The organism is Caballeronia novacaledonica (assembly GCF_900258035.1).
GTDB classification, from domain to species: Bacteria; Pseudomonadota; Gammaproteobacteria; order Burkholderiales; family Burkholderiaceae; genus Caballeronia; species Caballeronia novacaledonica.
Map to the genome: position 1 here is coordinate 242,152 of NZ_OGTP01000002.1, position 20,209 is coordinate 262,360.

Genomic DNA, 20,209 nt, shown 5'->3' on the forward strand with positions numbered 1-20,209 from the left:
TTCGATACGAGACGCGCTCACGCATGGAGGAGACGCTGTGCTGAAGAACATCGATCCGCTCTTGAACGCCGACGTCCTGTACGCGCTCGCCGCGATGGGTCACGGCGACGAAGTGGTGATCTGCGACGCTCATTTCCCCGCCGATTCCGTCGCCCGGCAAACCGTACTGGGCCGCGTGCTGCGCATGGACGGCGCGAGCGCGCCGCGTGCGGTGCGCGCGGTGTTGTCGGTGCTGCCGCTCGATACGTTCGTCGACGATCCGGCGGGCCGCATGGAGATAGTTGGCGATGCAACTACTTTGCCCGCCGTGCAGCGCGAAGCGCAACGCGAAGTGGACGATGCGCAAGGCGGCGAAACGCCGTTCGCGCCGATCGAGCGCTTCGCGTTCTACGCGCGCGCGAAGCAGGCCTATTGCGTGATCGCGACAGGCGAAGCGCGCGGTTATGGCTGCTTCATCTTCAAGAAGGGCGTGCAGCTCGCACCGGATGCGCCGGAAGGAGGCGCGCGATGAAAAGCGTCGTCATTCTCGGCATCTATGTGACGGACCTCGCGTTTCGCGCGCAACGCATGCCGCTCCCCGGCGAAACGGTCGCGGGCTCCGCGTTCAAGATGGGGCCGGGCGGCAAGGGCTCGAATCAGGCGGTGGCCGCTGCACGCGCGGGCGCGGACGTGATCTTCCGCACGCGCATCGGCGCGGATGCGTTCGGCGAGATCGCGCAGGCGACCTGGGCCGCGGAAGGCATCACGTCGCGCGCCATCGTGATGAACGATGTCGCGACAGGCGCGGCACACATCTACGTCGACGAGAACACGGGCGGCAATGCGATCATCGTCGCGGCGGGTGCGGCCGGCGCGCTCGCGCCCGAAGACGTCGATGCGATCGAGGACGACATCGCGCGCGCGGGCGTGTTCGTCACGCAACTCGAACAGCCGATTCCGGCCGCACGTCGCGGTCTCGAACTCGCGCGCAAACATGGCGTGACGACCGTCTTCAATCCGGCGCCCGCCTTGCCGCTCTCCGACGACATCTATCCGCTGTGCGACTACATCACGCCGAACGAAACGGAAGCGACGGCGCTGACGGGCGTGCCTATCGCCAATGTCGATGATGCGCGCCGCGCCGCCGACGTGTTGCTGAAGAAGGGCGCACGCGCGGCGATCATCACGCTCGGCGAAGCGGGCGCGCTCCTGCATACGTCGAACGAATCGACGCTCGTGCCCGCATTCGACTGCGGCCGCGTCGTTGAAACGGCCGGCGCGGGCGATGGCTTCACCGGCGGCTTCGCGGCCGCGCTCGCACGAGGAGAAAGTCCCGTCGATGCGGTGCGTTTCGGCTGCGCGCTCGCGAGCATCTCCGTGACGCGGCCGGGCACCGCGCCTTCGATGCCGCGTCTCGCCGAAATCAACGCGCTGCTCGAACAAGGGAGCGTCACGCAATGAACGCGTCGAAGTGGCTCGCCGATCGCCAGTTCAACTTTCTCGTCGGCGTGAACGTGCTCGTCGTGATCGTCGCCACGTGGATGTCGCACGGCCAGTTCCTCGATATCGACAATCTCCAGTCGATGGGCGGCCAGTTGCCCGAGCTCGGCCTCCTCGCGCTCGGCATCATGCTGTCGATGGTGTCGGGCAATGGCGGTATCGATCTGTCGGGCGTCGGGCTTGCGAATCTCTCCGGCATGGTCGCCGCGATGCTCCTGCCGCACATGGTCTCCGCCGACGATTCGCCCGCGCTCTACACGGCGGTGTTCATTTGCATCGTCATGGCGATGGGCGCGATCGGCGGCTTGCTGAACGGCGCCGTGATCGCGAAGCTGAAGCTCACGCCGATACTCTGCACGCTCGGCACGCAATTGCTGTTCACCGGCATCGCGGTCGTGTTGAGCAATGGCGCATCGGTGCGGGTGGAATATGTCGATCCGTTGTCGAACATCGGCAACGGCACCTTCCTGCAAGTGCCGATTTCATTGTGGATCTTCATCGCCGCCGTGCTGCTGCTCGGCTGGGTGCTCAAGCGCACGCCGTTCGGCCTGCGTCTCTATCTGATGGGCACGAATCCGAAAGCCGCGTTCTATGCGGGCATTCCGCGCGCACGCATGCTGATTCTCACGTACGGCATGTGCGGCGTGCTCGCGTCGCTCGCGGGCCTCATCAGCGCGACGCATACGTCGAGCGCGAAGTGGGACTACGGCAATTCGTATCTGCTGATCGCGATCCTGATCGCGGTGATGGGCGGCGTGAATCCGGCGGGCGGCTATGGACGCATCGTCTGCGTGTTTCTCGCCGCGACCGTGCTGCAGTTTCTGTCGAGCCTGTTCAACCTGCTCGGCGTATCGCAGTTTTTCGGCGATTGCGCGTGGGGCTTTCTGCTGCTCGCATCGCTCGCCTTCGCGGGTGGCGATCGCGTGCGCGCGATCTTCGGTATCGGCGGGGCCGCGCCCAAAAGCAATGTTCCACCGCCGCCCGCATCGACGGGACGCTAGTGTTCGTGTGATTCGTTAAGAGACCAATCGAAACATAAAGGAGACAGACAATGAAGCTCAGCAGATTCGGCACCGCGCTCACTGCGATCGCACTCGCAGCCGGCGCGATTGCGGCAGCGCAGGCCGCGACGAACGAAACCATCGTGACGGTCGTGAAGGTGACCGGCATCAACTGGTTCAATCGCATGGACGAGGGCGTGAAGGAGTTCGGCAAGGAGAACCCGAACATCAACGCGTATCAGACCGGACCGGGCCGCGCCGATGCCGCGCAACAACTGAAGATCATCGAAGACCTGATCGCGAAGAAGGTCACGGCGATCGCGGTAGTGCCGTACGATCCGCCGACGCTCGAACCCGCGCTCAAGAAAGCGATGGACCGCGGCATCAAGGTCGTCACGCATGAAGCGGACAACGCCAAGAACACGATGGTCGATATCGAAGCCTTCGACAACACCGCATACGGCGCGGGCCTGAACGAGCGCCTCTCGAAGTGCATGGGTCAGCAGGGCAAGTGGGCAGTGCTGGTCGGCTCGCTCGGCTCGCGCTCGCAGGTTCAATGGGCCGATGGCGGCATCGGCAACGCGAAGGCCAAGTATCCGAAGATGGATCTCGTCGAGCCGAAGCTCGAGACCAATAACGACGGCGAACGCGCGTATCAGGTCGCGAAGGAAGTGCTGCGCAAGCATCCGGATCTGACGGGCTTCCAGGGCTCGTCGTCGCTGGATGTGATCGGCATCGGCCGCGCGGTCGAGGAAGCGGGCAAGGTCGGCAAGATCTGCGTGTACGGCACGGGCCTGCCGACCGAAGCGGCCAAGTTCCTCGAAAGCGGCGCGATCAACGGCATCGCGTTCTGGGATCCGAAGCTCGCCGGTCTCGCGATGAACAAGGTCGCGCAAATGCTCGTCGATGGCAAGGAAGTGCAGAACGGCGCGGACCTCGGCATCACCGGCTACAACAAGGTGACCGTGACGAAGGGCCCGGGCAAGGGCGTGATCGTGCGCGGCACCGGATGGGTCGACGTCGACAAGACGAACTACAAGCAATACAACTTCTGATGTGACGCGCGCGGCGCGCGTTCTTGACGAGCGCGCCGCCTGCACTGGACCGACATGACCACTACGACACCGCTTCTCGAAGTCGTCGATATCCATAAGCGCTTCACCGGCGTCTATGCGCTGCGCGGCGTGAGCCTCGCGTTCGAGCGCGGCCAGATCTATCACTTGCTGGGCGAGAACGGCTGCGGCAAGAGCACGCTCATCAAGATCATTTCCGGCGCGCAGCCGCCCGATGAAGGCGAGCTCGTGATCGAAGGCGTGCGCCACAAAAAGCTCTCGCCGCTCGAATCGCTTTCGGCGGGCATCGAGACTGTTTATCAGGACTTGTCGTTGCTGCCGAACATGAGCGTGGCGGAGAACGTCGCGCTGACATCCGAGCTCGCGGAGCATGCGGGCAAGCTCGCGCGCACCTTCGATCGCAAAGCGCTGGCGCAGACCGCCGCGCGGGCGCTCGAAGCAGTGGGCTTGCCCGGCGACGCGGATTTTCAGAAGACGCTCATCGAGCAGTTGCCGCTCGCGACGCGTCAGCTCGTCGCGATCGCGCGCGCCATTGCGAGCGAGGCGAAGTTCGTCATCATGGACGAACCGACGACATCGCTCACGCAGAAGGAAGTCGACAACCTCATCGCCGTGCTTGCACGTCTGCGCGCGGAGGGCGTCGCCGTGCTGTTCGTGAGTCACAAGCTCGACGAATGCTATGCGATCGGCGGCGAAGTGATCGTGCTGCGCGACGGTCAGAAGATGGCGCAAGGGCCGATCGAAAACTATACGAAGGCGCAGATCAGCGAGCTCATGACGGGCAAGCATCTCTCGACGGAACGCTACCGCGCGCAAGGGGAAGAAGGCGCGTCGCAAGTCGTGCTCGATGTGCAGGGCCTCGGCCGCAAAGGTCAGTTCGCCGATGTTTCGCTCAAGCTGCACAAGGGCGAAATTCTCGGCGTGACCGGTCTGCTCGATTCGGGACGCAACGAACTCGCGCGTGCGCTTGCGGGTGTCGCGCCCGCCGACATGGGCACCGTGACGCTCGACGGCATGCGCGTGCGTCTTCATTCGCCCGCGGATGCGAAGGCGCAGCGCATCGGCTATGTGCCGGAAGATCGCTTAAACGAAGGGCTTTTTCTCGACAAGCCGATTCGCGACAACGTCGTGACCGCGATGATCGCGAGCCTGCGCGACCGTTTCGGCCAGATCGACCGAAAGCGCGCGCAAGCGCTTGCGGAACGCACAGTGAAGGACTTGCAGATCGCGACCCCCGATGTCGACAAGCCCGTGCAATCGCTTTCGGGCGGCAACCAGCAGCGCGTGTTGATCGGCCGCTGGCTCGCGATCGATCCGCGCGTATTGATCCTGCATGGCCCGACGGTCGGTGTCGACGTGGGATCGAAGGACATCATTTATCGCATCATGCAGCGGCTGTCGAAGGAGGGCATCGGCATCATTTTGATCAGCGATGACTTGCCCGAACTGCTGCAGAACTGCGACCGCATTCTGATGATGAAGAAGGGCCGCGTCGCGAACGAATATCGCGCGGACACGCTGAACGAGGCCGATCTTTATCACGCGCTACTTTCAGAGGCAGCATGAGCATGAGCGAATCCATCCGCCGCACGGGAAGCGAGTCGATGCCGCAACAAGCGGCCGAAATCGCGCCGCGTGTGCGCAAGGGCAACCTGTACGCGCAACTGATGCGCAATCCCGAGTGGTTCACGGTCGGGCTGATCGTGGTGACATGTCTGGTCGTGGGCAGCATCAATCCGCGCTTCTTTCAGTTCGCCACGCTGTTCGACATGCTGCATTCCGCGACGACGGTCTCGCTCTTCGCGCTCGGCACGCTCGTCGTGCTGGCGTCGGGCGGCATCGACGTGTCGTTCACGGCCATCGCCGCGCTGACGATGTACTCGATCACCAAAGCCGTATTCGCCTGGTGGCCCGAGTGCCCGTTCGCGCTGATCCTGCTTGCGGGTGCCATCGGCGGCGTGGTGCTCGGCGTGATCAACGGAATGCTCGTGCATCGGCTGAAGGCGCCTTCGCTGATCGTGACCATCGGCACGCAGTATCTGTATCGCGGCTTGCTGCTGACTTTCGTCGGCACGCAGTTCTTCATGAACATCCCGCATAGCATGGATACGTTCGGGCGCCTGCCGCTCTTTTTCTATCACACGCCGGATGGCTTGCGCGCCGTGTTGCCGGTCTCCGTGCTGGCGCTCGTGATCGCGGCGGTGGTTACGTGGTGGCTGCTCAATCGCACGATGATGGGACGCGGCGTCTTCGCGATGGGCGGCTCGCTGGCCATCGCGGAACGGCTCGGCTACAACCTGCGCGCGATTCATCTTTTCGTGTTCGGTTACACCGGCTTGCTGGCGGGCGTCGCAGGCATTCTGCATGTGTCGACCAACCGGCTCGCGAATCCGTTCGATCTCGTCGGCACGGAACTCGACGTGATCGCCGCCGTGATTCTCGGTGGCGCGCGCATTACAGGCGGCACGGGAACGGTGATCGGCACGCTGCTGGGCGTCGTGCTCGTGACGCTCATCAACAGCGTGTTGATTCTCGTCGGCGTGCCGAGCACCTGGCAGAAGGTCATCATCGGCGCGTTCATTCTCGTCGCGGGAACGCTGTTCGCACTCGGGCGCAGGCAGTAACGCGCTTCGAAAAAACGGAACAAAAAAGGCTCGTTCAAATCCTGAACGAGCCTTTCTGTTTTTTACCGGAACGAATCAGGTGCGTTTCCGAGGCGCCTGCCCTTGCTCGGTGATGACCGAATCGAACTCCGAAAGGTGCGAGAACCGCACCGCCTTCACCTTGCCGAACTTGCTCGCATCGACGACGAGATGCCGTTCCACCGCGCTCGCCATCGCGGCCTGCTTGATCGCGACCTCATGAAAATTCCAGCACGTGACGCCGCGCGCTTCATCGACACCGCCCGCCGACATGAACGCCTGGTTGATGCCCATGCGCCGCAACGTTTCGACGCTCTCGTCGCTGGCAAATGATTCCGACGACGGCACATACACGCCGCCGAGCAGGATCATGCGCACATTCGGCTTGCGCCGCAAAATCTCCGCGACATTGAGCGAATAGCACACGACCGTCAGATGCATCTCCGCGGGAATCTGCCGGGCCAGCGTCGTCAGGGTCGTGCCGCAATCGATGAAGATCGTCTCGTTATCGACGAGCAAGCGCGCCGCATGACTCGACGCGACCGCTTTCGCCTGCGCGAAATGATCTTTCTCTTCCTCGATGGTGTAGCCCGCGTTGGGCACATCCGCGGCGCTGACGATATAGCCGCCGAGATAAGTGAACTGGCCGGGATGCGCGGCGATATCGCGGCGCACTGTCATTTCCGATACGCCGAGCAATGCGGCCGCATCGCGCAGACGCATGACGTTCTGTTTTTCGAGCGCGCCGGAAAGGGCGCGCATGCGGTCGGTCTTGGCCATCGGGATGGCGCGAGGGGCGCGCTCTTGATGGCGGCGTGTCGCGCGAGGAGTGTTAGGTTTTGGTCGTTCGATGAAAGGATTATAACAATGCAAGCCGCTTTTTTTGCGGCTTGCGGCGGGCGGCGCGGGTAAATCCCGAGGCGTCAGGCCTTGCGCGTATAGCGCAGCCAGACAACGTCGTGTTCCAGTTTTTCGATCGATTCGAGTTTCAGATACGTGGGCTTTTGCCACTTGTCCATCGCGACTTCGAACGACGACGTATGCGCTTCGCGTCCATCGACGAGCGGAATCACGAGCACGCTGACTTCATCGGCAAGTTGCGCATTCACGAACGCGCCCGAGACATGCCCGCCGCCTTCGACGATCAGCTTGCCGATCTTCAGTTCGCGCTCCAGCGTATCGACGACGCGCTTCAGTTCGATGTCGTCCTTGCCGCCGAACACATACGACACGCCGATCGATTGCAGATACGCGAGGTAATCGTCCTCCACGCTTTCGGCGAGCACTTCGACGATGTGCGAGTCGAGCGCTGTATCGCTCTTCCACGCGACGCGTCCCTTCGGATCGATGGAAATCGCGTACTGGCTGGCATCGCGTTTGGGGAAGTGATCGGTGCGCGGCACAGCGCCCTTCGCCAGTCCGCGCGGATAGTCGCGGTCCTTGCCGTGCGAGATTTCCTGCATCGTGACGCGGCCGCACGCCCACGCGTCGGCCTCGAAGCGCGCGGCGGTGTCTTCGTAAATGGGCGACGCGAAATCGAGATTCCAGTTGTCGGTGAGGCTGCGGCCGTCGATCGACGACATCATGTGACAGACGATATGCATGATCTTCTCCAGGCGGGAAAGGGTTCCGATGGACCGGCGGTGCAAGCGCCGTGCCGCCAGCGAGAGAGGATCCGCGCAATATGCGAAAATCGCCGGTATGAAAAAGAACCCTGTGCTCATCGTTGCGGCCTTGTTGATCGCGTTCAGCCCGCTCGCGCACGCGAGCCTCGAATCGGGCGCGCATCAGTTCAAGGAAGATGCCAAATCGGCGGGCCGTCAAACGGGCCACGCGGCCCGCGATGCCGCGCACGCGATCGGCGACGGCGCGAAATCGGCCGGCCATGCCATCGCGGACACATCCAAGCGCGGCTATCACGCCACCAAGAAGTGGGTGACCGGCGAGGAATAGGCCGCTCATATCACGTCCGCGTCGTCCTCCTCGCGTTCCCTCCCGTTTTAAGCGTTGCTTGACAAATTTGCCCTGCGTTATTGATAATTATTATCATTTGCGCCAGGCATTTCTTCTTCGCGCCGTATCCCGCATCCGTCGATGCGGAGATTCCTTCGGCCAAACCCATCGCAGACACCAACACGTGGAAACCCATGACGCGGCGACGCGCATCCGACCAATGAACGCGATCGTCAGATACGGGCCGCTCGTCTCTCGCATCGTCGCGGCGATCGCCGGCGGCTACGCGCTCGCCGCGCTCGCGAGCGTGGCAGCACTCGCGCTCCCGGTGAGCCAGCCGCAAGCCGTGCTGACCGGCATGCTCGCGAGCTTCGTCGTCTATACATGCGCGGTGATCTGGGTGTTCGCAGTTCGCAGCGCGCGGCGCGCGTGGACGGGGCTCGTGATCGTCGCCGTGCCGCTGTTGCTCGCGTCGTGGAGCGTGTGGACGGGAGGGCACGTCTCGTGAAAATCGCACGCGATCCGGAATCGAAAGCGCGTGGCCTGCGTCAGAGCATGTCCGATCTGCACACGTGGGCCGGCCTGCTTGCCGGCTGGATTCTCTATGCGATGTTCCTGACCGGCACCGTCAGCTACTTCAAGGACGAAATCTCGCAATGGATGCGGCCGGAGCAGCCGCATCAGCGCGACATGCCCGATGCCGCGCGCGTCGCGCAGCGCGTCACGGCGACGCTCGGCACGATCGCCGCGGGCAGTTCGCAATGGAGCTTCGACTTGCCGGACGAGCGCACGAGCGTCATCGGTTCCTTCTGGCGAACGCCGAACGCGGCTGCGGGCAAGCGCACTTTCGAATCGGCGAGCTTCGATCCGGTGACGGGCCAGCGCACGAGCGCGCGCGAAACGCTGGGCGGCGAATTTTTTTATCGCTTCCATTTTCAGTTTTATTACATGCCCGTGCTGTGGGGCCGCTGGCTCGCGGGACTGTGCGCGATGTTCATGCTCGTCGCGATCGTGAGCGGCGTCATCACGCACAAGAAAATATTTATCGATTTCTTCACGTTCCGATGGGGCAAGGGTCAGCGCTCGTGGCTCGATGCGCATAACGCGCTGTCGGTGTTCGGCTTGCCGTTCCACGCGATGATCACGTACACCGGCCTCGTCACGTTGATGGCGATGTACATGCCGTGGGGCGCACAGACCGCGTTCAAGACGCCCGCCGAACGCGAGGCGATGACCTCGCAATTGAGCGCGTTCATTCAGCCCGGCAAGCCTTCCGGAGAGAAGGCCGAACTCGCGCCCGTCGATGCGATGGTGCGCGAAGCGCAAGCGCGCTGGGGCCGTGACAAGGTCGGCCGCGTGACGATCACGAATCCGGGCGATACGACCGCGCGCGTGGCCGTCTCGCGCGGCGAAGCGTTACGCGTATCGATGAGCCCGCAATACATGCTCTTCGATGGCGTGACGGGCAAGCTCATCGAAGTGAAGGACCATGTCGGCGGCGCGGCGGAAACGCGCGGCGTGCTGTATGCGCTGCATCTCGGACGCTTCAGCGATCTGCAGTTGCGCTGGCTGTACTTCATCGTCAGTCTCGCGGGCACGGCGATGGTCGGCACCGGTCTTGTCATGTGGACCGTCAAACGCCGTCAGAAGCTCGCCGATCCGGCGCGGCCTTATTTCGGCTTCTGGCTCGTCGAGCGCTTGAATATCGCGAGCATCGCGGGGCTTTCCGTCGCGATGACAGGCTTTCTGTGGGGCAATCGTCTGCTGCCGCTCGGGATCGCCGCGCGCGACGAAGCCGAGATCAACGTGTTCTTCGCCGTGTGGGGCGCGACGCTGCTCTATGCGTTCGTGCGGTCGGCGAAGCGCGCGTGGATCGAATTGTTGTGGCTCGCCACGGCGATGCTCGCGCTCTTGCCCGTGCTCAACGCATTGACCACCGACCGGCCATTGTGGCGCAGCATCGCGCAAGGCGATTGGGTCTTCGCAGGCTTCGATCTGATGATGTGGGCGTTCGCCGCGCTGCATGCGGCACTGGCGTTACGCGCGACGCAGCATCGTCCGCGCGTGAAGTCCGCGGGCAAGCGCATCGCCGCACGCGCCGCGGCGTCCGAGCGTGAGAAGGAAAGCGTATGACGCATTTCCTGTGCATCGTTTTCTGCGTGATGGCGTTCACTTTTCTGGCTGTCTCGATGGATCGCCATCAGATGAACTTGTTCGGCGGCGAGCTTCGCGCCGGTCAATCGCGCGGGTTTCGCATCGCGGGGTGGTGCGGTCTCGTGCTCGCGCTGCGCTTCATCGTCGGCGATGAAGGATGGGCGCTCGGTCTCGTCACTTATAGCGGCTGCACGAGTCTTGCCGCTGGCCTCGTCTATGGCGGCCTCATCGCTTACGAGCGCTTCTCCGCGCCTTGACAAACATCGCGAGCTTTTCTGGGCCGATGGCTTCGCGATCTCGAACGACTGCGCGCTTGCCCCGACAACCGGCGCACGGCCTCGCGGGATGATCGCCGTTACGCGATCGGTCCTTCGGGAATCTTGCGCTGCAACGCGACAGCAATCGCACTGCCCACGATCAACGCGATGCCCGCGAGCGAAAGCGGCGCAATGATCTCGCCCCACGCGATGTACGCGAACAGGGCGGCCCACACGATGCTCGTGTAGTTGAACGGCGCGAGCGTGCCGGCGTCGGCGCGTCGGAAAGCGACGGTCATCAGGATCTGGCCGGCCGTCGCCAATGCGCCGAGCAGCGCCATGAGCACGAGCGCGTCGAACGTCGGCGTCGTCCAGCTAAAAGCGAGCGTGCTCGCGCTGACGACGGTGCCGACCGCCGTGAAGAACAACACCGTGGTGCGTGAATCGTCGGTCGGGCGAATCCGCTTGATCTGGATGATGGAAAGTGCGCCGCACAGCGCGCTGAGCAGCAGCAATACCGGCCCGAGCCAGTTCGATTCGCCGCCGCCCGGCCGCACGACGAGCAGCACGCCGATAAAGCCGATGAGCGCGGCCACCGCCGAGCGCGCGGTGAGACGCTCGTTCAGCATGAACGGTGCGAGCACGACGACGAGCAGCGTCTCCGAATACGCGATCGCCACCGCTTCGCCGAGCGGAATATAGGGCAAGCCCGCGAAGAAGAAGCCCGACGCGCCGAGCAGCGTGAGCGCGCGCCACGTCTGTCCTTTGATGTCGAGACGCTTCACGCGATCGATCAGCGAGCGCTTGCCGACACAGCACGCCGCAATCGCCGGAACGAGGCCGAACAGCATGCGGAAGAACGTGAGTTCGTTCGCCGGATAGTGCAGCGCGATGGCTTTCGCGAGCGTGTCGACGATCGCGAAGCACAGCATCGAAGCAAGAATGAATCCGATGCTCGCAAGCGGCAGGTGGCTCGTGCGCGTGACGGCGGTGGAGGGCATGACTCGAGAACTCGTGACGGAGCCTCGAATCATCGCATAGTCGCGCGTGCGTCGTTTCCTGCGCGACGCACGCGCGTAAATCAGCGCATCGCGCCCGCGAGATTGTCCGCTTCCAGCCCGACGATCAGATCGACTTCGCCGTTCGAAAGCGCTTGCGTCGCGGGTACGCCGGCGGCCTTCAGCGCGGCGCCGTCGAGCCGCGATGCATCGCCGAGCGCGACGCGCAAACGCGTGGCCGCGAGCGGTTCGAGCTTCAGGATATTGGCCGCGCCGCCCAGCGCCGCACGGATTTTTTCCGCACGCGCCTTCTGCTGCGCCGTGTCCTGCGCCGCGACGACAGCCGGCGCAGCCACGGTTTCCGTCGTGGCCGCGGCCATGCCGGCCACCGGCAGATCGGCGTCGCTGCCCGCTGTCTTCAGGTATTCCTGCATGTCGGTCTTCATGTTTTCCGACAAGGGCCCGAAGATCGCCTGCACGCCATTGCCGACGCGCACGACGCCCGCCGCGCCAAGCGCCTTCAACCTCGCATCGTCGACGAGCGCGGGATCGTTCACCGTGATGCGTAGCCGCGTGATGCACGCATCGAGGCTCTTGATGTTCGAGCGTCCACCGAACGCGAGCACGAGATCGCGCGAACGTCCGCCCACGCCCGTGCTCACCGGCGCGCTCGCCACCGTGTCGTCTTCGCGTCCCGGCGTCTTCATGTTGAATCGCGTGATCACGAAACGGAACACGCAGTAGTAGATCGCCGCGTAGATCGGCCCGAGGATGAACACGTACCACGCGTGCGTCGCCTTGTTGCCGATCAGGTTGAACATCAGAAAGTCGATCCCGCCTTGCGAGAACGTGAAGCCCATGTGCATGTTCAGCGTATTGGCGACGAATTGCGCCGACGCCGCGAGGCACGCGTGGATGAAGTACAGCACGGGCGCGACGAACAGGAACGCGAACTCGATCGGCTCGGTGATGCCGGTGAGGAACGACGTCAGCGCCGCCGACACCATCATGCCGCCGACCGCGACTTTCTTTTCCGGCTTCGCGCAATGCCAGATCGCGATGGCGGCGGCAGGCAGGCCGAACATCTTGAACAGGAACGCGCCCGACAGAATACCCGCAGTGGGATCGCCGGCGAAGAAGCGGTTGATGTCGCCATGAACGACCTTGCCGGTCGTCGGATCGAGGAAACTGCCCGCTTCGAAGAAAAACGGAACGTTCCAGATGTGATGCAGGCCGAACGGAATCAGCAGACGTTCGACGAAGCCGTACAACGTCGCCGCCGTGCGCGGATCGGAGACCGCCGCCCATTGCGAGAACGCCTTGATCGCACCGCCGATCGGCGGCCACACGACCGACAGCACCGCGCCGAGCACGATCGAACCGATGGCCGTCACGATCGGCACGAAGCGCTTGCCCGCGAAGAAGCCGAGATAGGGCGGCAGCGTGATCCGGTAATAGCGGTTGAACATCCACGCGGCGAGACCGCCCGCGAGAATGCCGCCGAACACGCCCGTCTGGATCGACGGAATGCCCATGATCAGGCTGGTCTCGACGCCTTCGGCCTTCGCGATCACGCCGAGTGTCGCCGTCATCACGAGAAAGCCGATGGTCGCGGCGATGCCCGACACGCCGTCGTTCTCCGTGAAGCCGAGCGCGACGCCGATCGCGAAGATGAGCGGTAGGTTGCCGAAAATCACATCGCCCGCGTTCTTCATCAACTCGAGGATGATCGCGGGCACATAGCCGTGGAAATCGGTTGCGCCGAGGCCGAGCAGCAGGCCCGCGACGGGCAGCACCGCCACCGGCAGCATCAGCGACTTGCCGACTTTCTGCACCACGCCGAATGCATTCTTGAACATGAAAGGTCTCCGCTTATTCTGCGTAAGGCGCGAGCAGGGCGCGCACTTCCTCGGCCGTGCCGAGCGTGATGACTTTTGCCGCGAGCGCGCGCGCTTCGTCCATCGTGAGGCGCGCGAGCTGCGCCTTGATCGAACCGACGGCGGGCACGCTGACCGACAGCTCGTCGATGCCGAGGCCGACGAGCACCGGCACGGCCATCGCGTCCGAGGCGATGCCGCCGCACACGCCGACCCACTTGCCGTGCTTGTGCGCGCCCTCGACCGTCATGCCGATGAGACGCAGCACGGCCGGATGCAGCGCATCGGCCTGCTTCGCGAGCTTCGGATGCCCGCGATCCATCGCGAGCGCGTATTGCGTCAGATCATTGGTGCCGATCGAAAAGAAATCGACTTCGCGTGCGAGCGGCTCGGCGATCAGCGCCGCCGACGGCACTTCGATCATCACGCCGACCTTCACGTCGCCGATGCGATCGCCGGCTTCTTCCTGAAGCATCCGCTTCGCCGCGCGCACTTCCTCGATCGCGGCGACCATCGGAAACATGATGTGCAGATTGCCGATCGGCGCGGCCCGCAGAATCGCACGCAACTGCGTGCGGAAGAAGTCGGGGCGGTCGAGGCTCACGCGCACGCCGCGCAATCCCAGGAACGGGTTGTCTTCCTTCGGCAACGGCAGGTAGGAGAGCGGCTTGTCGCCGCCGACATCGAGCGTGCGCACGACGAGCGGACGTTCGCGGCCGAGCGCCTCGGCGACCGCGCAATATTCGGCGGCCTGTTCGTCTTCCGAGGGCGCGGTGTCGCGGTTATCGAACAGGAACTCGGAGCGCAGCAGGCCGACGCCTTCCGCGCCCGCCGCGACCGCATCGCGCGCTTCCTGCGCATTGCGGATGTTCGCGACCACTTCGACGCGATGACCGTCGGCGGTGACGGCGCGCTTGCTCGCGGCGACTTTCTCTTCGTCGCGCTTCTTCGTCTGACGCTCGATGCGTTCGCGCGCCTTCGCCAGCTCTTCCGCGCTCGGATTGCGCCGCAGGCTGCCGTGCGAGCCGTCGAGCACGACCAGCGTGCCGTCGGGCAATTGCAGCGCATTCTCGTCGATGCCGCAGATCGCCGGAATGCCGAGCGAGCGCGCGAGGATCGCCACGTGGCTCGTCGCGCCGCCGGTCGTCGTGCAGAAACCGAGCACCTTGCTGCGATCGAGCGACGCGGTATCGGAAGGGGAAAGCTCTTCGGCGATCAGGATCGATTCGTCGGGCACGTCGATATGCGCCTGCTTCACGCCCGCGAGCAGCGCCAGCACGCGGCGGCCGACATCGCGGATATCGCCTGCGCGCTCGCGCAACAGCGCGTTGTCGACCTTCTCCAGATTGCTCGCCTGCGTCTCGAACGCGGCGCGCCACGCGAAGCCCGCGCTCTTTCCCTCGCTGATGCCCGCGATGGCCGCGTCGTTGAGATCGGGATCGGCGAGCAGTTCCAGGTGCGCGTCGAGAATCTGCGCCTTCGACGGATCGGTCAGCTTCGCCTTCAGCGCCTCGATCTGCGTGTGCGCTTCGTGATGCGCAGCGTCGAGCCGTGCGCGCTCGCGTTGCGGCGATTCGCCGGTTTCCGCCACGTCGATGAGTTCCTGACGGAACTGCACGATCTTGCCGACCGCGAGCCCCGGCGACGCCGAGACGCCGGTGAATTCGTTCGCGTCGGCGGGCGCGGCGGGTTTCGGCGCAAGCGCTTCGGCTGCCGGTGCGGCGGGCGCGGGCGCATCGCCGGGCTTTTCGCCCGAGCCCGACGCGAGCAGGCGCGCGAGCGCCGCAGCCGCTTCGGCCGCATCGGGGCCGGCGGCCTCGACATGCAGCGTGTCGCCGAACTTCGTCGCGAGCGCCATCAGCGCGACGACGGATTTCGCGTTCGCGCTGTCGGCGCCGCGCACGAGGCGGATATCGGATTTGTATTTCTTCGCTTCCGCCGCGAAAACGGCGGCGGGCCGCGCGTGCAGTCCTTGCGGATTCGGCAGCGCGACTTCGTCGGACAGGATCGAGGCGGCCGTGCCGCCGCTCGCATCGTCATGCGCGCCGCCGACGATCTCGACCGTCAGCGCGACGTCCTTGCCCGCGGTGACGAGGCCCGTCGCGGGCATGTAGCGCGTGACGCGCTCCTCGCCGTTGGCAACGACCATCTGCGTGAGCAGGCTCACGGCCCGCGCGCCGACGATAAGCGGGTCGAAACGGATCAGCGGCTGGCCGGTCGCGACGGTGTCGCCTTCCTTGACGAGCGGCGTGAAGCCTTCGCCGCGCAGCATCACCGTATCGAGGCCGATGTGTATCAGCACCTGGAGTCCGCTTTCGCCCGTCACGGTCACCGCGTGCGCCGCGCGATGCAACTGCGTGACCGTGCCGGGAAACGGGGCGAGCAATTCGTCGGATGTCGGGTCGATCGACACGCCGTCGCCGACCATCTTTTGTGCAAAAACGGGGTCGGGCACAGTGTCGAGTTGCACCATCACGCCGGAGAGCGGCGCCATCAACTCGATTCGTGCCAAACGCTGAGGAGCTTTCATGTGAACGACTCCTTTTCCTTGACGATATGAGCTGAAACCGGCCTGAGGTAAATCATAGGCAACGGCTTCATGATTCGCTGACCGAATGAATGTGCGTTCGCAACAGCGCGCCGTTTGTGCGGCGATGCTTGCATTGATTCGGGTTCTGAAACGCCGCATGCCCGTTTTGGGAGCAGTGCCGGCAAAAAGCGCGCTATTGTTTCCCAGCGGATCGACGGTTTCTAGAGACCATGCTCCAAATGCGGCGATCCGTCGCAGGACTTGCGGCGCTACCCCACTAAGCTTGTTAAGTAGAAACTGCAAGCGAAAGGAGCATGCATCATGATCTACCGCAACAAAACTGAAGCTTACTGGGAGCCTCTATTGACGATCGCCCGCGACGAACTCGGCATTCAATCGTTCGATCCGATGGGCAAGCCCAGCGCCGACATCCGCATGTGCCGCGTCGAGGACATCGGGCGTGCGCTCGAACGTGCCTACGATCTCGGCCTGCTCGTCGGACATACGGTGACAAATGCCGAATGCGCGAAAGAAAAATGCGCCTGAACAGCCGCGTGCGCTATTTGCCGAGCCGTTCCGCGAGCGCATAGCGCCGCATGCAGCGCTCCATGCTGTCGAGAAACGCATGATCCGCCGCATTCATTTTTTTATCGCGATGCCACAGCAGATGCACGTCGACATCGACGAGACCTTCCTCCGGCGGCAAACGCCACAGACGTTGTTGCGCGATGTCGTCGCGCACGATGTGTTCCGGCAGGCAGCCGATGCCATAGCCCGCGAAGATCAACCGGCGCACTTCATCGAGACTCGGTGACGACGCCACGATGCGCCCGGTGAACCCCTTCTGATCGCGAAACACGGTGAGCGGCGAAAGACTGTCGCCGATCTGATCGCTCGTGAACGACACGAAGTTCTCGGCGAGCAGATCGTCCATCGTCAGCGTCGATTTGCCGAACAGGCGATGATGCCTGCCGCAGAAAATCGCGTAGCGCTGCCGCAGGAAGCAGCGCATCTCCAGCTTCTCGTGCGGCGTTCGGCACAGGCCGAGACCCGCGGTCGCCGTCTTCTGCAACAGCGACGAGATGATGTCCGATGAACGCATCACTTCGATCTGCAAGTCGATGCGCGGATACGCCCGGTGAAAATCCGCCAGAAATTCGTCATAGACGGGCGATTCGATGCGACTGATCGTCAGGAGGCGAATCGAGCCGTTGATGTCCTCGGTGCGGTCGTCCAGCTCCGTTTCGAGGCGGGAAATATTTCCGTAAATATCGCTTGCGATTCGATAAACCTCTTCGCCCGCCTGCGTCGGCGCGAAATACGGACCGCGCCGCTCGATCAGCTTTCGTTCCAGCGTCTCCTCCAGCCGCCGCAGCGCCTGGCTCACGGCGGGCTGCGTCACGTACAGGCGCGCCGCCGCGCGGCTCAGGCTGCGCTCCTGCATGATCACGAGATAGGTGCGCAACAGGTTCCAGTCGAGCCGGTCGTTCAGAAAGCGGGCGATGTCGGTACGCATGGCGTCTTACTCATAACTATTAGCTGAATTTATGCGGTGAATAATAACGCGAAATTTGACTAATAATTTATGGCTGACGATAAAGACGCGTATTGACCGTCAACGCACGTCAGGTGCATCGGAGCCAGCATGACCCAAGCCATCGTCACGACCCGTCAGCCGGGACGCGCGGCCACCGCCGCGTTCATCGGCACGATGATCGAGTGGTACGACTTCTATATCTACGCGACCGCCGCGGCGCTCGTGTTCGGCGAACTCTACTTCCCGTCGAGCGACCGGTTCGTGAGCACGATGGCATCGTTCGCGACCTTTGCCGTGGGCTTCTTCGCACGGCCTTTGGGCGGCATCATTTTCGGCCATCTGGGCGACAGAATCGGCCGGAAGAAGGCGCTGATGACCACGCTGATGATGATGGGCGTCGCGACCGTGGGCGTCGGCCTGCTGCCGGAGTATTCGAAGGTCGGCATGCTCGCGCCGGTGCTGCTCGTGCTGCTTCGCGTCGTGCAGGGCATCGCGGTGGGCGGCGAGTGGGGCGGCGCGGTGCTGATGGCGGGCGAACATGCGCCGCAGGGGCGCCGCACGTTTTTCGCATCGTTCGCGCAACTCGGCAGTCCCGCCGGGCTGATTCTGTCGCTCATCGCGTTTCGCGCGGTTACGTCGATGGACAAGGCCGACTTCATGTCGTGGGGTTGGCGCATTCCGTTTCTTGCGAGCGCGGTGCTGCTGATCGTCGGCATCGTGATTCGTCTCGGCGTGAACGAGTCGCCGGAATTCGCGCGCATGAAGGAGGCGAACCGCACGGCGAAGCTGCCGATCGCCGAGGTATTCAGTTCCGCGTGGGGCCTCGTGTTGTTGTGCATCGGGGCGAACACGATCGGCATCGCGGGCGTGTACTTCACGAATACGTTCATGATCGCGTACACGACGCAGTATGTCGGCGTCACGCGCTCGCTCATTCTCGATTGCCTGTTCGCCGTCGCGATCGTTCAGCTTCTTTCGCAGCCGGTCGCCGCATGGCTCGCGGAACGCATGGGCAGCGCGCGTTTCCTGAAGCTCGCCGCATTGCTCGCGATGATCTCGCCTTATCCGATGTTCGTGCTCGTGCAAAGCGGCTCGGCCGTGCCGATGGTGATCGGCATCGCGATCGCGGTGATCTGCATGGCGAGCTTCTATTCGGTGATCGCCGGTTTCGTCAGCGGCGTATTCCCAACACGCGTGCGCTACTCCGGCATTTCGCTCGCGTATCAGGTGTGCGGCGCGATTGCGGGCGGGCTCACGCCGCTCGTCGGCACGTGGCTCGCGCATCGCTATACGGGGCAATGGTGGCCGCTTGCCGTGTTCTATACGTGTCTCGCCGGCGTGTCGTTCCTGTGCATCGTCGGGCTCGATGCGCGCCGGGCGTCGCATGCCGAACAGGCCGAATCCGTTGGCGCAATGTGAATCGCGATATTTCGAACGATACGGAATCAGATATGGAAAAGCAGTTGAAAATCGACAGCGCGCGCCTCTGGCAAAGCCTCATGGACATGGCCCGAATCGGCGCGACGGATAAGGGCGGCGTGCGCCGTCTCGCGCTGACCGAAGACGATGCGCGCGGCCGCGACCTGTTCGCGCAATGGTGCCGCGACGCGGGCATGACCGTGTCGGTCGACGAGATCGGCAATCTGTTCGCGCGCCGTGCAGGAACGCAAACCGACGCGGCGCCGGTTCTGATCGGCAGCCATCTCGACACGCAGCCCGAAGGCGGGCGCTTCGACGGCGTGTACGGCGTGCTCGCCGCGCTCGAACTGGTGCGCGCGTTGAACGATGCGAACATCGCGACGGAGAAGCCCATCGAAATCGTCTCGTGGACCAACGAGGAAGGTGCGCGCTTCACGCCGGCGATGCTCGGATCCGCGGTATTCACCGGCGTCACGTCGCTAGACGATGCGCTCGCGAAACAGGATGCACAAGGCATCACGCTCGCGGATGCGCTCACGCAAAGCGGTTATCGCGGCACGCGCGCGGTGCAAGGACACAAGATTGATTCGTACTTCGAAGCGCATATCGAACAAGGACCGGTGCTTGAAGCGAACGGCACGACGATCGGTGTCGTGACGGGCGGCCAGGCGATCCGTTGGCTCGACGTCACCGTGACGGGCGTCGCCGCGCACGCGGGCACGACGCCGATGCCGTATCGCAAGGACGCCTGTTTCGCGGCGGCCCGGATGGCGATGGAACTGGAGCAACTCGTCGCGCGTTATGCGCCACGCGGGCTCGTGACCATCGGGCAGATCGGCATCGCGAATGCGTCGCGCAATACGATCGCGGGAAAGGTCACGTTCACCGTCGATCTGCGTCATCACGACGACAGCGAAGTCGATGCGATGGAGCACGATTTGCGCGCGGCATTTGCGAACGTGGCGATGACGCGCGGCGTGGCGGTATCTGTCGATACATACTGGCGCAGTCCCGCCACGCCGTTCGATGCGGCGTGCGTCGAGCTGGTCGCGCAGGCGGTCGATACGCTGGGTTATTCGAACGAGCGCATCGTCAGCGGCGCGGGCCACGATGCGATTCATCTCGCACGCTATTGCCCGACGGCGATGGTTTTCATTCCGTGTGTCGATGGTCTTTCGCACAACGAGGCCGAAGACGCTTTGCCCGAGGACGTGACGCGCGGCGCGAACGTGCTGCTTCCTGCGGTGCTCGCGCGCGCGGGCGTCGCCGCCACCGCGAATGCACATTAA

The 20,209-nt window shown here is 63.8% G+C and carries 19 protein-coding genes; 13 read left to right on the plus strand and 6 right to left on the minus strand.

Translation table 11 applies throughout. The features are described from left to right. The first annotated feature begins 37 nt into the window (after positions 1-37). Genes NOV72_RS04975 through NOV72_RS05000 form a run of 6 tightly spaced genes read left to right on the plus strand, consistent with a single transcriptional unit; the run spans position 38 to position 6,177 of the window. The gene (locus NOV72_RS04975) at positions 38-511 is read left to right on the plus strand and encodes an RbsD/FucU family protein (protein ID WP_106853482.1); all 474 of its coding nucleotides are present in this window, start codon (positions 38-40) and stop codon (positions 509-511) included. After that, on the plus strand, positions 508-1,440 hold the full coding sequence (rbsK, locus tag NOV72_RS04980) for a ribokinase (RefSeq protein WP_106853483.1): 933 nt from the start codon (positions 508-510) through the stop codon (positions 1,438-1,440). Before NOV72_RS04975 ends, rbsK begins: the two co-directional genes overlap by 4 nt. Continuing rightward, a complete protein-coding gene (locus NOV72_RS04985) occupies positions 1,437-2,480 on the plus strand; it encodes an ABC transporter permease (protein WP_106853484.1) in 1,044 nt (347 codons plus the stop codon). The genes rbsK and NOV72_RS04985 overlap by 4 nt, the downstream gene beginning before the upstream one ends. Before the next feature lie 50 nt (positions 2,481-2,530). Further along, entirely contained in the window at positions 2,531-3,535 is a 1,005-nt protein-coding gene (locus NOV72_RS04990) for a substrate-binding domain-containing protein (protein ID WP_106853485.1), read from the plus strand. 54 nt (positions 3,536-3,589) lie between these two features. Then, a complete protein-coding gene (locus NOV72_RS04995; protein WP_106853486.1) occupies positions 3,590-5,119 on the plus strand; it encodes a sugar ABC transporter ATP-binding protein in 1,530 nt (509 codons plus the stop codon). Further along, positions 5,116-6,177: an ABC transporter permease gene (locus NOV72_RS05000; RefSeq protein ID WP_106853487.1), complete on the plus strand. Its 1,062-nt coding sequence runs from the start codon at positions 5,116-5,118 to the stop codon at positions 6,175-6,177. Before NOV72_RS04995 ends, NOV72_RS05000 begins: the two co-directional genes overlap by 4 nt. A 75-nt stretch (positions 6,178-6,252) precedes the next feature. Here NOV72_RS05000 and NOV72_RS05005 read toward each other — a convergent pair whose 3' ends face one another. Together NOV72_RS05005 and NOV72_RS05010 are read right to left on the minus strand one after the other, a co-directional pair. After that, positions 6,253-6,975 (minus strand): DeoR/GlpR family DNA-binding transcription regulator, encoded by a 723-nt coding sequence (locus NOV72_RS05005; RefSeq protein ID WP_106853488.1) that lies wholly within the window; start codon positions 6,973-6,975, stop codon positions 6,253-6,255. A gap of 143 nt (positions 6,976-7,118) precedes the next feature. Next, the gene (locus tag NOV72_RS05010) at positions 7,119-7,799 is read right to left on the minus strand and encodes a dihydrofolate reductase family protein (RefSeq protein ID WP_106853489.1); all 681 of its coding nucleotides are present in this window, start codon (positions 7,797-7,799) and stop codon (positions 7,119-7,121) included. Between the two features lie 97 nt (positions 7,800-7,896). Here NOV72_RS05010 and NOV72_RS05015 point away from each other — a divergent pair, with 97 nt between their 5' ends. The 4 genes from NOV72_RS05015 to NOV72_RS05030 all read left to right on the plus strand — a co-directional run bounded on the left by NOV72_RS05015 (position 7,897) and on the right by NOV72_RS05030 (position 10,559). Continuing rightward, positions 7,897-8,148 (plus strand): hypothetical protein, encoded by a 252-nt coding sequence (locus NOV72_RS05015; protein ID WP_106853490.1) that lies wholly within the window; start codon positions 7,897-7,899, stop codon positions 8,146-8,148. A gap of 220 nt (positions 8,149-8,368) precedes the next feature. Further along, complete coding sequence (locus tag NOV72_RS05020; protein ID WP_106853491.1) at positions 8,369-8,656, plus strand: DUF3649 domain-containing protein; 288 nt, start codon at positions 8,369-8,371, stop codon at positions 8,654-8,656. A 47-nt stretch (positions 8,657-8,703) separates the two neighbouring features. Then, a complete protein-coding gene (locus NOV72_RS05025) occupies positions 8,704-10,281 on the plus strand; it encodes a PepSY-associated TM helix domain-containing protein (protein WP_181290864.1) in 1,578 nt (525 codons plus the stop codon). Then, the gene (locus tag NOV72_RS05030) at positions 10,278-10,559 is read left to right on the plus strand and encodes a DUF3325 domain-containing protein (protein WP_106853492.1); all 282 of its coding nucleotides are present in this window, start codon (positions 10,278-10,280) and stop codon (positions 10,557-10,559) included. The genes NOV72_RS05025 and NOV72_RS05030 overlap by 4 nt, the downstream gene beginning before the upstream one ends. Positions 10,560-10,657: 98 nt before the next feature. On the opposite strand, the gene NOV72_RS05035 is transcribed toward NOV72_RS05030, so the two are convergent. The 3 genes from NOV72_RS05035 to ptsP form a co-directional block, all read right to left on the minus strand. Further along, on the minus strand, positions 10,658-11,560 hold the full coding sequence (locus NOV72_RS05035) for a DMT family transporter (protein ID WP_106853493.1): 903 nt from the start codon (positions 11,558-11,560) through the stop codon (positions 10,658-10,660). Positions 11,561-11,640: 80 nt separating this feature from the next. Continuing rightward, positions 11,641-13,416 carry a PTS glucose transporter subunit IIBC gene (gene ptsG, locus NOV72_RS05040; RefSeq protein ID WP_106853494.1) on the minus strand — a complete coding sequence of 592 codons (1,776 nt, stop codon included), beginning with the start codon at positions 13,414-13,416 and terminating at the stop codon, positions 11,641-11,643. Positions 13,417-13,429: 13 nt separating this feature from the next. Continuing rightward, positions 13,430-15,964 carry a phosphoenolpyruvate--protein phosphotransferase gene (gene ptsP / locus NOV72_RS05045; protein WP_106853495.1) on the minus strand — a complete coding sequence of 845 codons (2,535 nt, stop codon included), beginning with the start codon at positions 15,962-15,964 and terminating at the stop codon, positions 13,430-13,432. A gap of 321 nt (positions 15,965-16,285) precedes the next feature. Between ptsP and NOV72_RS05050 the strand changes: the two genes are divergently transcribed. Further along, a complete protein-coding gene (locus tag NOV72_RS05050; protein WP_106853496.1) occupies positions 16,286-16,510 on the plus strand; it encodes a DUF6900 domain-containing protein in 225 nt (74 codons plus the stop codon). Between the two features lie 13 nt (positions 16,511-16,523). Here NOV72_RS05050 and NOV72_RS05055 read toward each other — a convergent pair whose 3' ends face one another. Next, entirely contained in the window at positions 16,524-17,480 is a 957-nt protein-coding gene (locus tag NOV72_RS05055; RefSeq protein ID WP_106853497.1) for a LysR family transcriptional regulator, read from the minus strand. 129 nt (positions 17,481-17,609) lie between these two features. On the opposite strand from NOV72_RS05055, the gene NOV72_RS05060 reads away from it, so the two are divergent. Both NOV72_RS05060 and NOV72_RS05065 read left to right on the plus strand, forming a co-directional pair. Continuing rightward, complete coding sequence (locus NOV72_RS05060; protein WP_106853498.1) at positions 17,610-18,920, plus strand: MFS transporter; 1,311 nt, start codon at positions 17,610-17,612, stop codon at positions 18,918-18,920. Between the two features lie 32 nt (positions 18,921-18,952). Then, entirely contained in the window at positions 18,953-20,209 is a 1,257-nt protein-coding gene (locus tag NOV72_RS05065; protein WP_106853499.1) for a Zn-dependent hydrolase, read from the plus strand.

What these genes read in the sequence shown, in the direction of transcription:
- rbsK (WP_106853483.1), top strand. Translation starts at nt 508, where the DNA reads ATGAAAAGCGTCGTCATTCTCGGCATCTATGTGACGGACCTCGCGTTT.
- NOV72_RS04985 (WP_106853484.1), top strand. Translation starts at nt 1,437, where the DNA reads ATGAACGCGTCGAAGTGGCTCGCCGATCGCCAGTTCAACTTTCTCGTC.
- NOV72_RS04990 (WP_106853485.1), top strand. Translation starts at nt 2,531, where the DNA reads ATGAAGCTCAGCAGATTCGGCACCGCGCTCACTGCGATCGCACTCGCA.
- NOV72_RS04995 (WP_106853486.1), top strand. Translation starts at nt 3,590, where the DNA reads ATGACCACTACGACACCGCTTCTCGAAGTCGTCGATATCCATAAGCGC.
- NOV72_RS05000 (WP_106853487.1), top strand. Translation starts at nt 5,116, where the DNA reads ATGAGCATGAGCGAATCCATCCGCCGCACGGGAAGCGAGTCGATGCCG.
- NOV72_RS05005 (WP_106853488.1), bottom strand. Translation starts at nt 6,975, where the DNA reads ATGGCCAAGACCGACCGCATGCGCGCCCTTTCCGGCGCGCTCGAAAAA.
- NOV72_RS05010 (WP_106853489.1), bottom strand. Translation starts at nt 7,799, where the DNA reads ATGCATATCGTCTGTCACATGATGTCGTCGATCGACGGCCGCAGCCTC.
- NOV72_RS05015 (WP_106853490.1), top strand. Translation starts at nt 7,897, where the DNA reads ATGAAAAAGAACCCTGTGCTCATCGTTGCGGCCTTGTTGATCGCGTTC.
- NOV72_RS05020 (WP_106853491.1), top strand. Translation starts at nt 8,369, where the DNA reads ATGAACGCGATCGTCAGATACGGGCCGCTCGTCTCTCGCATCGTCGCG.
- NOV72_RS05025 (WP_181290864.1), top strand. Translation starts at nt 8,704, where the DNA reads ATGTCCGATCTGCACACGTGGGCCGGCCTGCTTGCCGGCTGGATTCTC.
- NOV72_RS05030 (WP_106853492.1), top strand. Translation starts at nt 10,278, where the DNA reads ATGACGCATTTCCTGTGCATCGTTTTCTGCGTGATGGCGTTCACTTTT.
- NOV72_RS05035 (WP_106853493.1), bottom strand. Translation starts at nt 11,560, where the DNA reads ATGCCCTCCACCGCCGTCACGCGCACGAGCCACCTGCCGCTTGCGAGC.
- ptsG (WP_106853494.1), bottom strand. Translation starts at nt 13,416, where the DNA reads ATGTTCAAGAATGCATTCGGCGTGGTGCAGAAAGTCGGCAAGTCGCTG.
- ptsP (WP_106853495.1), bottom strand. Translation starts at nt 15,964, where the DNA reads ATGAAAGCTCCTCAGCGTTTGGCACGAATCGAGTTGATGGCGCCGCTC.
- NOV72_RS05050 (WP_106853496.1), top strand. Translation starts at nt 16,286, where the DNA reads ATGATCTACCGCAACAAAACTGAAGCTTACTGGGAGCCTCTATTGACG.
- NOV72_RS05055 (WP_106853497.1), bottom strand. Translation starts at nt 17,480, where the DNA reads ATGCGTACCGACATCGCCCGCTTTCTGAACGACCGGCTCGACTGGAAC.
- NOV72_RS05060 (WP_106853498.1), top strand. Translation starts at nt 17,610, where the DNA reads ATGACCCAAGCCATCGTCACGACCCGTCAGCCGGGACGCGCGGCCACC.
- NOV72_RS05065 (WP_106853499.1), top strand. Translation starts at nt 18,953, where the DNA reads ATGGAAAAGCAGTTGAAAATCGACAGCGCGCGCCTCTGGCAAAGCCTC.